Below are 13,880 nucleotides of genomic sequence, written 5' to 3'. Positions count from 1 at the left end.
CGACAGAGAGAGCGAATGACAACCTTAAGCTGTAAAGTGACCTCGGTAGATGCCATCACCGACACCGTATATCGCGTCCGTTTAGTGCCAGAAGCGCCATTCTCTTTCCGCGCGGGTCAGTATCTGATGGTCGTGATGGATGAGCGTGATAAGCGTCCTTTCTCCATGGCCTCCACGCCAGCGGAGCAGGAATTTATTGAGCTTCATATCGGTGCGTCAGAGCTTAACCTGTATGCGATGGCCGTCATGGACCGCATTCTGAAAGAGCGCGAGATCGTAGTGGATATTCCGCACGGTGATGCGTGGCTGCGCGATGACGAAGACCGTCCGCTGATCCTGATTGCCGGTGGAACAGGCTTCTCCTACGTGCGCTCCATTCTGTTGACCGCCCTGGCGCGTAATCCCGACCGTGATATCACGATCTACTGGGGTGGCCGTGAAGAGAAACACCTGTATGACCTGTCTGAACTGGAAGCGCTGAGCGTCACCCATCCTAACCTGCGCATTGAGCCGGTGGTTGAGCAGCCGGAAGAGGGCTGGCGCGGGCGTAGCGGGACGGTGCTGACGGCAGTGCTGCAGGATCACGGTACGCTGGCGGGGCATGATATCTACATTGCAGGACGTTTCGAGATGGCGAAAATCGCCCGCGACCTGTTCTGTAACGAACGTGATGCGCGTGAAGACCGCCTGTTTGGCGATGCGTTTGCCTTCATTTAAATAAAAAACCCGCCCCTGACAGGCGGGAAGAACGGCAACTAAACTGTTTCTCTTCGCCAGTGACACGACTGGCGGCGAGGTACCTCTCGTAGGCCGGGAAAGCGCAGCGCCTCCCGGCAAAAGCCCGATGGCGCGATGCTTATCGGGCCTACGTTATAGCCTTACACTCTCTCAAACACCGTCGCGATACCCTGACCCAGCCCGATACACATCGTTGCCAGACCAAACTGGGCATCTTTGCGTTCCATCAGGTTGATCAGCGTCGTGCTGATACGCGCCCCGGAGCAGCCCAGCGGGTGACCGAGGGCGATCGCGCCGCCGTTGAGGTTAATCTTCTCGTCGATCTGCTCCATCAGCCCCAGATCTTTAATGCACGGCAGGATTTGCGCGGCGAACGCTTCGTTCATCTCAAAGAGATCGATGTCGCTGGCGGTTAAGCCCGCTTTTTTCAGCGCCAGCTTTGAAGCCGGAACCGGGCCGTAGCCCATGATCGACGGATCGCAGCCCACGACCGCCATCGAGCGTACCCGAGCGCGAGGCGTTAATCCCAGCTCGCGGGCGCGGCTTTCGCTCATTACCAGCATCGCGGCGGCGCCGTCGGACAACGCCGACGAGGTCCCTGCCGTGACCGTACCGGTGACGGGGTCAAACGCCGGACGCAGCGTGGATAGCGCTTCGACGGTGGTTTCCGGGCGGATGACTTCGTCGTAGCTGAACTGCTTCAGAACGCCGTCTGCATCGTGGCCGCCGGTAGGGATGATCTCGTTCTTAAAGGCACCAGATTGCGTGGCGGCCCATGCGCGAGCGTGAGAACGCGCGGCAAAGGCATCCTGCATTTCGCGGCTGATGCCGTGCAGGCGGGAGAGCATCTCGGCGGTCAGACCCATCATCCCCGCAGCTTTCGCCACGTTGCGGCTCATCCCCGGGTGGAAATCGACCCCGTGACTCATCGGGACGTGACCCATATGCTCGACGCCACCGACCAGGCAAGCCTGAGCATCGCCGGTCATGATCATGCGGGCCGCGTCGTGCAGCGCCTGCATTGATGAACCGCACAGGCGGTTAACGGTGACGGCCGGAACCGAATGCGGGATCTCCGCCAGCAGCGACGCGTTGCGGGCGATGTTGAAGCCCTGCTCCAGGGTCTGCTGCACGCAGCCCCAGTAGATATCGTCGAGCGCAGCCGGATCCAGCGCCGGGTTACGCGCCAGCAGGCTACGCATCAGGTGCGCGGAGAGGTCTTCCGCACGCACGTTACGGAACGCGCCGCCTTTTGAACGGCCCATCGGGGTGCGAATCGCATCAACAATGACAACCTTTTCCATTGTGACTCCTTAAGCCGTTTTCAGCTCGCCAACCGGACGGGCTGGCTCAACTGCGGGATAGTAGGGTTCGTTATGGCGCGCTTTGTTACGCAGCCCTTCCGGCACTTCATACAGCGGGCCGAGGTGCTGATACTGCTGAGCCATATCGAGATAGCGGGCGCTGCCGAGTGTGTCCAGCCAGCGGAACGCGCCGCCGTGGAACGGAGGGAAGCCCAGGCCGTATACCAGCGCCATATCCGCTTCCGCCGGGCTGGCGATAATGCCTTCTTCGAGGCAACGCACCACTTCGTTGATCATCGGAATCATCATGCGGGCGATGATTTCATCGTCGGTGAAGTCGCGTTTCGGCTGACTGACATCGGCCAGCAGGCTATCCACCGCCGCGTCTTCTTCTTTCTTCGGTTTGCCCTTGCTGTCTTCTTTATAGCGCCAGAAGCCCAGACCGTTTTTCTGACCGAAGCGGTTATCGTCGAACAGCGCGTCAATCGCGTCGCGATAGTCTTTCTGCATGCGCTGCGGGAAGCCTGCCGCCATTACCGCCTGGGCGTGGTGGGCGGTATCAATGCCCACAACGTCCAGCAGATACGCCGGTCCCATCGGCCAGCCGAACTGTTTTTCCATCACTTTGTCGATTTTGCGGAAGTCCGCGCCGTCGCGTAGCAGCTGGCTAAAACCGGCGAAATAAGGGAACAGCACGCGGTTGACGAAGAAGCCCGGACAATCGTTAACGACGATCGGCGTTTTGCCCATCTTGCTGGCCCAGGCCACCACTTTGGCGATGGTGTCGTCGGAGGTTTTTTCCCCACGGATCACTTCGACCAGCGGCATACGGTGTACCGGGTTGAAGAAGTGCATACCGCAGAAGTTTTCCGGACGCTTCAGCACGCTCGCCAGCTCGCTGATTGGAATGGTGGAGGTGTTAGAGGCCAGTACGGTATCCGGGCGAACCTTGTCTTCCGTTTCCGCCAGCACCGCTTTTTTAACCTTCGGGTTCTCGACGACGGCTTCGACCACAACGTCGACACGATCAAAACCGCTGTATTCCAGCACGGGCTGAATGGTGGAAATCACGCCTGCAAGCTTCAGACCGTCAATTTTCCCGCGCTCAAGCTGTTTATTCAGCAACTTGGCCGCTTCGGTCATGCCCAGCGTCAGGGATTTCTCGTTGATGTCTTTCATCACCACCGGCACACCTTTCCAGGCTGACTGGTAAGCGATGCCGCCACCCATGATCCCCGCGCCGAGTACCGCCGCATGTTTTGGTGTCTCAACGTTTTTAGTCAGCTGTTTGGCTTTGCCTTTCACGAACTGATCGTTGAGGAAGATACCGACCAGCGCGCGAGCCTCATTGGTGTGCGCCAGCGGGACAAAGCTCTGATTTTCGAGCTTCAGCGCTTCATCGCGTCCGAGACGGGCAGCCGCTTCGATGGTTTTCACCGCCGTGATTGGCGCCGGGTAGTGTTTACCCGCCGTCTGCATCACCATGCCTTTGGCGATGGTGAAGCTCATGGTGGCTTCAATCTTGCTGAGTTTTAACGGTTCCAGCTTCGGCTGGCGTTTGGCTTTCCAGTCGAGTTCGCCGTTAATTGCCTGACGCAGAATGGCGAGTGCGCCTTCAACAAGCTTCTCAGGTTTTACAACGCCGTCGACCAGGCCAATTTTCTGCGCCTGATCTGCGCCGACATCTTTACCCGCGGCAATGATCTCCAGCGCGCTGTCGGCACCGAGCATGCGCGGCATACGGACGGAGCCGCCAAAGCCCGGCATAATGCCCAGCTTGGTTTCCGGCAGGCCGATGCGCAGGTCCGGCGTCGCCAGGCGATAGTCGGTCGCCAGCACGCACTCGCAGCCACCGCCCAGCGCATAGCCGTTAACGGCGGAAATAGTCGGGACAGGCAGATCTTCCAGACGATTAAAGACGCTGTTGGCAAAGTGCAGCCACTGGCTCAGCTGTTCTTCCGGGACCAGGAACAGCGAAAGGAACTCGGTGATATCGGCACCGACGATAAAGGCCGCTTTGTTCGAACGCAGCAGCAGCCCTTTTAATTCAGGTTGTTTTTCAAGAACATCCAGCGCCTGGCCAAGACTGGCCACCGTCGCGGTATCAAGCTTGTTCACTGAGCCGGGGGCATCGAACACCAGTTCGGCAATGCCATCTTCCAGCCAGTTGAGGTACAGGGTGTCGCCTTTGTAGAGCATGTCAGTCTCCTGAATCCAGCAATTGGATCTGGTCATACCAGATGAATCGGAGTGTGGGATTTATGTTAATAAAATGCAAATTACTCATTAAGAAATTGCTGCATTGATCACGGTCGGTGGAAATCACGCAGGCGGAGTGAGGTGTGCTAAGATGCGATGACTTGAGGTCAAAAAACGAAAGGAATAATGATGGACTCACTGGCTTCGCTTTATAAAAATCATATCGTTACCCTACAGGAACGTACCCGCGATGTACTGGCCCGCTTTAAGCTGGATGCGCTGCTGATCCACTCCGGCGAGCTGATGAATACCTTTCTGGATGACCACGCTTATCCGTTCAAGGTGAACCCACAATTTAAGGCGTGGGTGCCGGTGACGCAGGTGCCCAACTGCTGGCTGCTGGTGGATGGCGTGAACAAGCCGAAACTGTGGTTCTACCTGCCGGTCGATTACTGGCACAACGTTGAGCCGCTGCCGACCTCTTTCTGGACGGAAGAGATTGAGGTCATTGCGCTGCCAAAAGCGGACGGTATTGGCGGCCAGCTGCCTGCCGCACGTGGCAACATCGCCTATATTGGCCCTGTTCCGGAGCGTGCATTGGGCCTGGATATTGCGGCAGACAAACTCAACCCGAAAGGGGTGCTGGATTACCTCCACTATTACCGCGCGTATAAAACCGACTACGAACTTTACTGCATGCGTGAAGCACAAAAGACCGCGGTGAACGGTCACCGTGCCGCGCATGAAGCCTTCCAGTCCGGCATGAGCGAGTTCGATATCAACCAGGCGTACCTGACCGCCACTGGTCATCGCGATACCGACGTGCCGTACAGCAACATTGTCGCGCTCAACGAGCACGCGTCCGTCCTGCACTACACCAAACTGGATCACCAGGTTCCGTCGGAAATGCGCAGCTTCCTGCTGGACGCAGGGGCAGAGTACAACGGCTACGCGGCCGACCTGACCCGCACCTGGGCGGCGAATGCGGACACCGAGTTCGCGCAGCTGATCAAAGACGTGAACGATGAACAGCTGGCGCTGATTGCCACCATGAAGGCGGGCACCAGCTATGTGGATTACCACATCCAGTTCCATCAGCGCATCGCCAAACTGCTGCGTAAGCACCAGATTGTGAAAGACATGAGCGAAGAGGCGATGGTCGAGAACGATCTGACCGGGCCCTTCATGCCGCACGGCATTGGTCACCCGCTGGGTCTGCAGGTGCACGACGTTGCGGGCTTTATGCAGGATGATACCGGTACGCACCTGGCGGCACCGTCTAAATATCCTTACCTGCGCTGCACCCGCATTCTGGAACCGCGCATGGTGCTGACGATTGAACCGGGGATCTACTTTATCGAATCCCTGCTGGCGCCGTGGCGTGAAGGCCAGTTCAGCAAGCACTTCAACTGGGAAAAAATTGACGCGCTGAAGCCATTTGGCGGTATTCGTATCGAAGATAACGTGGTGATTCACGAAAACGGTATCGAGAATATGACGCGAGACCTGAAGCTGGCCTGATGGAAAGCTGGCTAATACCGGCTGAACCGGTCACCTTTGTTGAGGAAATCAAGAAAAGCCGCTTTATTACGCTGCTGGCGCATACCGACGGCGTAGAGGCGGCAAAAGCGTTTGTCGAGTCCGTCCGGGCTGAGCATCCTGACGCCCGTCACCACTGCGTGGCGTGGGTAGCAGGGCCGCCGGACGATTCGCAGCAACTGGGGTTTTCCGATGACGGTGAACCGGCGGGCACGGCCGGTAAACCCATGCTCTCCCAGCTTATGGGCAGCGGCGTGGGCGAAATAACCGCCGTGGTGGTGCGTTACTACGGCGGCATTTTGTTAGGCACCGGTGGGCTGGTTAAAGCCTATGGCGGGGGCGTGCAGCAGGCGCTTAATATGCTGGTCACTACCCGCAAAACGCCGCTTACCGAATATACTTTATTATGCGATTACGCCCAGCTATCGGGTATTGAAGCGCTGCTGCGGCAGTTTAACGGTGTCATCGCACACAGTGAATATCAGGCAATGGTGCAATTACGCGTGGCGCTTCCTCAGGCGGAACTGGCTGTTTTTTCAGCAAAACTCGCTGATTTTAGTCGTGGTTCGTTGCAATTGCTGCCGATTGAAGAATAATCCCCACCTCACTTTTGAATACCAAAGGAAGCGGCAGAGATGCATTTTCGTGCCATAACCCGAATCGTTGGACTGCTGGTCATACTCTTTTCCGGGACGATGATTCTCCCTGGACTGGTGGCGCTTATCTACCGGGACGGCGCGGGGCGGGCATTTACCCAGACCTTCTTTGTCGCGCTGGCGATCGGCTCCCTGCTGTGGTGGCCGAACCGTCGTCAGAAAGGTGAACTGAAATCTCGCGAAGGGTTTCTGATCGTCGTGCTGTTCTGGACGGTGCTGGGGAGCGTCGGTTCGCTGCCCTTTATCTTCTCTGAACAGCCTAACCTGAGCATCACGGATGCCTTCTTTGAATCCTTCTCCGGCTTAACGACGACCGGGGCGACGACGCTGGTAGGTCTGGATTCGCTGCCGCACGCGATTCTCTTTTATCGTCAGATGCTGCAGTGGTTCGGCGGTATGGGGATCATCGTCCTGGCGGTGGCTATCCTGCCTATACTAGGCGTCGGGGGGATGCAGCTTTATCGTGCCGAAATGCCCGGGCCGCTGAAAGACAATAAGATGCGGCCGCGTATTGCCGAGACGGCAAAAACCCTGTGGCTGATTTATGTCTTGCTGACTGTCGCCTGTGCGCTGGCGCTATGGTTTGCCGGGATGCCCGCGTTTGATGCTATCGGGCACAGTTTTGCAACGATTGCGATTGGCGGGTTCTCTACCCACGATGCCAGCGTGGGCTACTTCGACAGCCCAACGATTAACACTATCATTGCCATTTTCCTGCTGATTTCTGGCTGTAACTACGGGCTGCACTTCTCTTTACTGAGCGGGCGCAGCCTGAAGGTATACTGGCGTGACCCTGAGTTCCGCATGTTTATCGGCGTCCAGCTGACGCTGGTGATCATCTGTACCCTAGTGCTCTGGTTCCATGATGTCTATAACTCCGCGTTGACCACGCTAAACCAGGCTTTCTTCCAGGTGGTGTCGATGGCGACGACCGCCGGGTTTACCACGGACAGCATCGCCCGTTGGCCGCTTTTCCTGCCGGTGCTTTTACTCTGTTCCGCGTTTATCGGCGGCTGTGCGGGGTCGACGGGCGGTGGTCTGAAGGTGATCCGTATTCTGCTGCTGTTTAAGCAGGGCAACCGTGAGCTGAAGCGTCTGGTCCACCCGAACGCGGTCTACAGCATCAAGCTGGGGAACCGCGCGCTGCCGGAACGTATCCTCGAAGCGGTGTGGGGATTCTTCTCGGCGTATGCGCTGGTCTTTATCGTCAGTATGTTGGCGATTATCGCGACGGGAGTGGATGATTTCTCCGCTTTTGCGTCCGTCGTCGCAACATTGAATAACCTCGGGCCTGGCCTGGGCGTGGTGGCGGATAACTTTGCCAGTATGAACCCTGTCGCGAAATGGATCCTCATTGCCAATATGCTGTTTGGTCGTCTTGAGGTCTTTACGCTGCTGGTGCTGTTCACCCCTACATTCTGGCGCGAGTAAGGAGCCGTTGATGAAAACACTGATTCTTTTCTCTACGCGAGACGGGCAAACGCGTGAGATTGCCGCCTATCTGGCATCAGAACTCAAAGAGCTGGGGATTTACTCGGATGTGGTAAACCTGAACCGTGCGGATCAGATTACCTGGCAGGATTACGATCGCGTGGTGATTGGTGCATCTATTCGTTACGGGCATTTCCATCCGGCGCTGGATCGCTTTGTGAAAAAGCATACGGCGAAGCTTAATACGTTGCCCGGCGCGTTCTACTCGGTCAATCTGGTCGCGCGTAAACCCGAGAAGCGCACGCCGCAGACCAACAGCTACACGCGCAAGTTTTTACTCAACTCGCCGTGGCAGCCAGAACTGTGTGCCGTCTTTGCCGGCGCGCTGCGCTACCCTCGCTACCGTTGGTATGACCGCTTTATGATCCGTCTTATTATGAAGATGACGGGGGGCGAAACCGACACGCGTAAAGAAGTGGTTTATACCGACTGGTCGCAGGTAGCCAGTTTTGCGCGAGAAATCGCACATTTAACGGGCGATTCGCGACATAAATAAGCGTTAAGTTTGAAAAGTGAGCGAACGAAAAGTTTTTTGTATTTTGTGCTTGTCACTTCAGAATAACTCCCTATAATGCGCCTCCACTGACACGGAACAACGGCACACACGCCGCCGGGTCAGCAGAGAAAAGCGAAAATAAACGCTTGACTCTGAAGCGGGAAAGCGTAATATGCACACCCCGCGCCGCAGCGAAAACGAAGCGGCACTGCTCTTTAACAATTTATCAGACAATCTGTGTGGGCACTCAAAGTGACATGGATTCTTAATGTCTTCGGACAATAAATGAATACCAAGTCTCTGAGTGAACATGCGTAATTCATTACGAAGTTTAATTCACGAGCATCAAACTTAAATTGAAGAGTTTGATCATGGCTCAGATTGAACGCTGGCGGCAGGCCTAACACATGCAAGTCGAGCGGCAGCGGAAAGTAGCTTGCTACTTTGCCGGCGAGCGGCGGACGGGTGAGTAATGTCTGGGAAACTGCCTGATGGAGGGGGATAACTACTGGAAACGGTAGCTAATACCGCATAACGTCGCAAGACCAAAGAGGGGGACCTTCGGGCCTCTTGCCATCAGATGTGCCCAGATGGGATTAGCTAGTAGGTGGGGTAACGGCTCACCTAGGCGACGATCCCTAGCTGGTCTGAGAGGATGACCAGCCACACTGGAACTGAGACACGGTCCAGACTCCTACGGGAGGCAGCAGTGGGGAATATTGCACAATGGGCGCAAGCCTGATGCAGCCATGCCGCGTGTATGAAGAAGGCCTTCGGGTTGTAAAGTACTTTCAGCGGGGAGGAAGGCGGTGAGGTTAATAACCTCATCGATTGACGTTACCCGCAGAAGAAGCACCGGCTAACTCCGTGCCAGCAGCCGCGGTAATACGGAGGGTGCAAGCGTTAATCGGAATTACTGGGCGTAAAGCGCACGCAGGCGGTCTGTCAAGTCGGATGTGAAATCCCCGGGCTCAACCTGGGAACTGCATTCGAAACTGGCAGGCTAGAGTCTTGTAGAGGGGGGTAGAATTCCAGGTGTAGCGGTGAAATGCGTAGAGATCTGGAGGAATACCGGTGGCGAAGGCGGCCCCCTGGACAAAGACTGACGCTCAGGTGCGAAAGCGTGGGGAGCAAACAGGATTAGATACCCTGGTAGTCCACGCCGTAAACGATGTCGACTTGGAGGTTGTGCCCTTGAGGCGTGGCTTCCGGAGCTAACGCGTTAAGTCGACCGCCTGGGGAGTACGGCCGCAAGGTTAAAACTCAAATGAATTGACGGGGGCCCGCACAAGCGGTGGAGCATGTGGTTTAATTCGATGCAACGCGAAGAACCTTACCTACTCTTGACATCCAGAGAACTTTCCAGAGATGGATTGGTGCCTTCGGGAACTCTGAGACAGGTGCTGCATGGCTGTCGTCAGCTCGTGTTGTGAAATGTTGGGTTAAGTCCCGCAACGAGCGCAACCCTTATCCTTTGTTGCCAGCGGTTAGGCCGGGAACTCAAAGGAGACTGCCAGTGATAAACTGGAGGAAGGTGGGGATGACGTCAAGTCATCATGGCCCTTACGAGTAGGGCTACACACGTGCTACAATGGCGCATACAAAGAGAAGCGACCTCGCGAGAGCAAGCGGACCTCATAAAGTGCGTCGTAGTCCGGATTGGAGTCTGCAACTCGACTCCATGAAGTCGGAATCGCTAGTAATCGTAGATCAGAATGCTACGGTGAATACGTTCCCGGGCCTTGTACACACCGCCCGTCACACCATGGGAGTGGGTTGCAAAAGAAGTAGGTAGCTTAACCTTCGGGAGGGCGCTTACCACTTTGTGATTCATGACTGGGGTGAAGTCGTAACAAGGTAACCGTAGGGGAACCTGCGGTTGGATCACCTCCTTACCTTAAAGAACCTGCCTTTGTAGTGCTCACACAGATTGTCTGATGAAAAACAGCAGTAAAAATCTCTGCAGGCTTGTAGCTCAGGTGGTTAGAGCGCACCCCTGATAAGGGTGAGGTCGGTGGTTCAAGTCCACTCAGGCCTACCAAACTCCTTTTAAAGGATGAGCGGTACAGAGATTGCAAAACGATGGGGCTATAGCTCAGCTGGGAGAGCGCCTGCTTTGCACGCAGGAGGTCTGCGGTTCGATCCCGCATAGCTCCACCATCTTTTACTGCGAACCCAAGAAAACTTCAGAGTGAACCTGAAAAGGTGCACTGCGAAGTTTTGCTCTTTAAAAATCTGGATCAAGCTGAAAATTGAAACGACACATCTTTAAGGTGTGTTCGAGTCTCTCAAATTTTCGCAATCAGAAGTGAAACATCTTCGGGTTGTGAGGTTAAGCGACTAAGCGTACACGGTGGATGCCCTGGCAGTCAGAGGCGATGAAGGACGTGCTAATCTGCGAAAAGCGCCGGCGAGGTGATATGAACCTTTGACCCGGCGATGTCCGAATGGGGAAACCCAGTGCAATTCGTTGCACTATCGTTAACTGAATACATAGGTTAACGAGGCGAACCGGGGGAACTGAAACATCTAAGTACCCCGAGGAAAAGAAATCAACCGAGATTCCCCCAGTAGCGGCGAGCGAACGGGGAGCAGCCCAGAGTCTGAATCAGCTTGTGTGTTAGTGGAAGCGTCTGGAAAGTCGCACGGTACAGGGTGACAGTCCCGTACACGAAAACACACAGGTTGTGAACTCGAAGAGTAGGGCGGGACACGTGGTATCCTGTCTGAATATGGGGGGACCATCCTCCAAGGCTAAATACTCCTGACTGACCGATAGTGAACCAGTACCGTGAGGGAAAGGCGAAAAGAACCCCGGCGAGGGGAGTGAAAAAGAACCTGAAACCGTGTACGTACAAGCAGTGGGAGCACCCTTGTGGTGTGACTGCGTACCTTTTGTATAATGGGTCAGCGACTTATATTCTGTAGCAAGGTTAACCGTATAGGGGAGCCGAAGGGAAACCGAGTCTTAACTGGGCGTTAAGTTGCAGGGTATAGACCCGAAACCCGGTGATCTAGCCATGGGCAGGTTGAAGGTTGGGTAACACTAACTGGAGGACCGAACCGACTAATGTTGAAAAATTAGCGGATGACTTGTGGCTGGGGGTGAAAGGCCAATCAAACCGGGAGATAGCTGGTTCTCCCCGAAAGCTATTTAGGTAGCGCCTCGTGAACTCATCTTCGGGGGTAGAGCACTGTTTCGGCTAGGGGGCCATCCCGGCTTACCAACCCGATGCAAACTACGAATACCGAAGAATGTTATCACGGGAGACACACGGCGGGTGCTAACGTCCGTCGTGAAGAGGGAAACAACCCAGACCGCCAGCTAAGGTCCCAAAGTCATGGTTAAGTGGGAAACGATGTGGGAAGGCACAGACAGCCAGGATGTTGGCTTAGAAGCAGCCATCATTTAAAGAAAGCGTAATAGCTCACTGGTCGAGTCGGCCTGCGCGGAAGATGTAACGGGGCTAAACCATGCACCGAAGCTGCGGCAGCGACACTATGTGTTGTTGGGTAGGGGAGCGTTCTGTAAGCCGTTGAAGGTGTGCTGTGAGGCATGCTGGAGGTATCAGAAGTGCGAATGCTGACATAAGTAACGATAAAGCGGGTGAAAAGCCCGCTCGCCGGAAGACCAAGGGTTCCTGTCCAACGTTAATCGGGGCAGGGTGAGTCGACCCCTAAGGCGAGGCCGAAAGGCGTAGTCGATGGGAAACAGGTTAATATTCCTGTACTTGGTGTTACTGCGAAGGGGGGACGGAGAAGGCTATGTTAGCCGGGCGACGGTTGTCCCGGTTTAAGCATGTAGGCGGAGGTTCCAGGTAAATCCGGTACCTTTTAACGCTGAGGTGTGATGACGAGGCACTACGGTGCTGAAGTAACAAATGCCCTGCTTCCAGGAAAAGCCTCTAAGCATCAGGTAACATCAAATCGTACCCCAAACCGACACAGGTGGTCAGGTAGAGAATACCAAGGCGCTTGAGAGAACTCGGGTGAAGGAACTAGGCAAAATGGTGCCGTAACTTCGGGAGAAGGCACGCTGATATGTAGGTGAAGCCCCTGCGGGTGGAGCTGAAATCAGTCGAAGATACCAGCTGGCTGCAACTGTTTATTAAAAACACAGCACTGTGCAAACACGAAAGTGGACGTATACGGTGTGACGCCTGCCCGGTGCCGGAAGGTTAATTGATGGGGTTAGCGGCAACGCGAAGCTCTTGATCGAAGCCCCGGTAAACGGCGGCCGTAACTATAACGGTCCTAAGGTAGCGAAATTCCTTGTCGGGTAAGTTCCGACCTGCACGAATGGCGTAATGATGGCCAGGCTGTCTCCACCCGAGACTCAGTGAAATTGAACTCGCTGTGAAGATGCAGTGTACCCGCGGCAAGACGGAAAGACCCCGTGAACCTTTACTATAGCTTGACACTGAACACTGGTCCTTGATGTGTAGGATAGGTGGGAGGCTTTGAAGTGTGGACGCCAGTCTGCATGGAGCCGTCCTTGAAATACCACCCTTTAATGGCTGGTGTTCTAACGTAGACCCGTAATCCGGGTTGCGGACAGTGTCTGGTGGGTAGTTTGACTGGGGCGGTCTCCTCCCAAAGAGTAACGGAGGAGCACGAAGGTTAGCTAATCCTGGTCGGACATCAGGAGGTTAGTGCAATGGCATAAGCTAGCTTGACTGCGAGAGTGACGGCTCGAGCAGGTGCGAAAGCAGGTCATAGTGATCCGGTGGTTCTGAATGGAAGGGCCATCGCTCAACGGATAAAAGGTACTCCGGGGATAACAGGCTGATACCGCCCAAGAGTTCATATCGACGGCGGTGTTTGGCACCTCGATGTCGGCTCATCACATCCTGGGGCTGAAGTAGGTCCCAAGGGTATGGCTGTTCGCCATTTAAAGTGGTACGCGAGCTGGGTTTAGAACGTCGTGAGACAGTTCGGTCCCTATCTGCCGTGGGCGCTGGAGAATTGAGGGGGGCTGCTCCTAGTACGAGAGGACCGGAGTGGACGCATCACTGGTGTTCGGGTTGTCATGCCAATGGCACTGCCCGGTAGCTAAATGCGGAAAAGATAAGTGCTGAAAGCATCTAAGCACGAAACTTGCCCCGAGATGAGTTCTCCCTGAGACTTTAAGTCTCCTGAAGGAACGTTGAAGACGACGACGTTGATAGGTCGGGTGTGTAAGCGCAGCGATGCGTTGAGCTAACCGATACTAATGAACCGTGAGGCTTAACCTTACAACGCCGAAGATGTTTTGGCGAAGAGACGAACAATCAAAATTCAGCCTTGATACAGATTAACAGAATTTGCCTGGCGGCTTTAGCGCGGTGGTCCCACCTGACCCCATGCCGAACTCAGAAGTGAAACGCCGTAGCGCCGATGGTAGTGTGGGGTCTCCCCATGTGAGAGTAGGGAACTGCCAGGCATCAAACAAGTGAAGAGGCCATCCGAAAGGATGGC

The 13,880-nt window shown here is 55.4% G+C and carries 7 protein-coding genes, 2 tRNA genes and 3 rRNA genes; 10 read left to right on the top strand and 2 right to left on the bottom strand.

Features of this window, described 5'->3' with window-relative positions:
• Window positions 1-15 precede the first annotated feature (15 nt).
• Window positions 16-717: an NAD(P)H-flavin reductase gene (gene fre, locus KGP25_RS23265; protein ID WP_008501516.1), complete on the top strand. Its 702-nt coding sequence runs from the start codon at window positions 16-18 to the stop codon at window positions 715-717.
• A 161-nt stretch (window positions 718-878) separates the two neighbouring features.
• On the opposite strand, the gene fadA is transcribed toward fre, so the two are convergent.
• The gene (fadA, locus tag KGP25_RS23260) at window positions 879-2,042 is read right to left on the bottom strand and encodes an acetyl-CoA C-acyltransferase FadA (RefSeq protein ID WP_008501515.1); all 1,164 of its coding nucleotides are present in this window, start codon (window positions 2,040-2,042) and stop codon (window positions 879-881) included.
• 9 nt (window positions 2,043-2,051) lie between these two features.
• Window positions 2,052-4,241 (bottom strand): fatty acid oxidation complex subunit alpha FadB, encoded by a 2,190-nt coding sequence (gene fadB, locus KGP25_RS23255; protein WP_223539674.1) that lies wholly within the window; start codon window positions 4,239-4,241, stop codon window positions 2,052-2,054.
• Window positions 4,242-4,430: 189 nt separating this feature from the next.
• Here fadB and pepQ point away from each other — a divergent pair, with 189 nt between their 5' ends.
• From pepQ to rrf, 9 genes are all read left to right on the top strand, one after another.
• On the top strand, window positions 4,431-5,762 hold the full coding sequence (gene pepQ, locus KGP25_RS23250; protein WP_104949907.1) for a Xaa-Pro dipeptidase: 1,332 nt from the start codon (window positions 4,431-4,433) through the stop codon (window positions 5,760-5,762).
• Window positions 5,762-6,376 (top strand): IMPACT family protein, encoded by a 615-nt coding sequence (locus KGP25_RS23245; RefSeq protein ID WP_223539673.1) that lies wholly within the window; start codon window positions 5,762-5,764, stop codon window positions 6,374-6,376. The genes pepQ and KGP25_RS23245 overlap by 1 nt, the downstream gene beginning before the upstream one ends.
• Before the next feature lie 39 nt (window positions 6,377-6,415).
• Complete coding sequence (trkH, locus tag KGP25_RS23240; protein WP_023309600.1) at window positions 6,416-7,867, top strand: Trk system potassium transporter TrkH; 1,452 nt, start codon at window positions 6,416-6,418, stop codon at window positions 7,865-7,867.
• A 10-nt stretch (window positions 7,868-7,877) separates the two neighbouring features.
• Window positions 7,878-8,423, top strand: a complete 546-nt coding sequence (gene hemG, locus KGP25_RS23235) for a menaquinone-dependent protoporphyrinogen IX dehydrogenase (protein WP_045909212.1) — start codon at window positions 7,878-7,880, stop codon at window positions 8,421-8,423.
• A gap of 353 nt (window positions 8,424-8,776) precedes the next feature.
• A 16S ribosomal RNA gene (locus KGP25_RS23230) occupies window positions 8,777-10,318 on the top strand.
• Between the two features lie 69 nt (window positions 10,319-10,387).
• Window positions 10,388-10,464: transfer RNA gene (locus KGP25_RS23225), tRNA-Ile, on the top strand.
• Between the two features lie 43 nt (window positions 10,465-10,507).
• A tRNA-Ala gene (locus tag KGP25_RS23220) sits at window positions 10,508-10,583 on the top strand.
• A 170-nt stretch (window positions 10,584-10,753) separates the two neighbouring features.
• Window positions 10,754-13,657 (top strand): 23S ribosomal RNA (locus KGP25_RS23215).
• A gap of 72 nt (window positions 13,658-13,729) precedes the next feature.
• A 5S ribosomal RNA gene (gene rrf / locus KGP25_RS23210) occupies window positions 13,730-13,845 on the top strand.
• Together the 16S, 23S and 5S rRNA genes with 2 tRNA genes alongside form the textbook arrangement of a ribosomal RNA operon.
• Window positions 13,846-13,880 lie beyond the last annotated feature (35 nt).

It is taken from the genome of Enterobacter sp. JBIWA003, from assembly GCF_019968825.1.
Lineage (GTDB): Bacteria > Pseudomonadota > Gammaproteobacteria > Enterobacterales > Enterobacteriaceae > Enterobacter > Enterobacter quasiroggenkampii.
The sequence above is the reverse complement of the archived record's forward strand: the minus strand, read 5'-3'. Positions and strand labels throughout refer to the sequence as shown.

Bases quoted from the DNA above. Each gene is read 5' to 3' on its own strand.
- fre (WP_008501516.1), top strand. From the start codon at position 16: ATGACAACCTTAAGCTGTAAAGTGACCTCGGTAGATGCCATCACCGAC.
- fadA (WP_008501515.1), bottom strand. From the start codon at position 2,042: ATGGAAAAGGTTGTCATTGTTGATGCGATTCGCACCCCGATGGGCCGT.
- fadB (WP_223539674.1), bottom strand. From the start codon at position 4,241: ATGCTCTACAAAGGCGACACCCTGTACCTCAACTGGCTGGAAGATGGC.
- pepQ (WP_104949907.1), top strand. From the start codon at position 4,431: ATGGACTCACTGGCTTCGCTTTATAAAAATCATATCGTTACCCTACAG.
- KGP25_RS23245 (WP_223539673.1), top strand. From the start codon at position 5,762: ATGGAAAGCTGGCTAATACCGGCTGAACCGGTCACCTTTGTTGAGGAA.
- trkH (WP_023309600.1), top strand. From the start codon at position 6,416: ATGCATTTTCGTGCCATAACCCGAATCGTTGGACTGCTGGTCATACTC.
- hemG (WP_045909212.1), top strand. From the start codon at position 7,878: ATGAAAACACTGATTCTTTTCTCTACGCGAGACGGGCAAACGCGTGAG.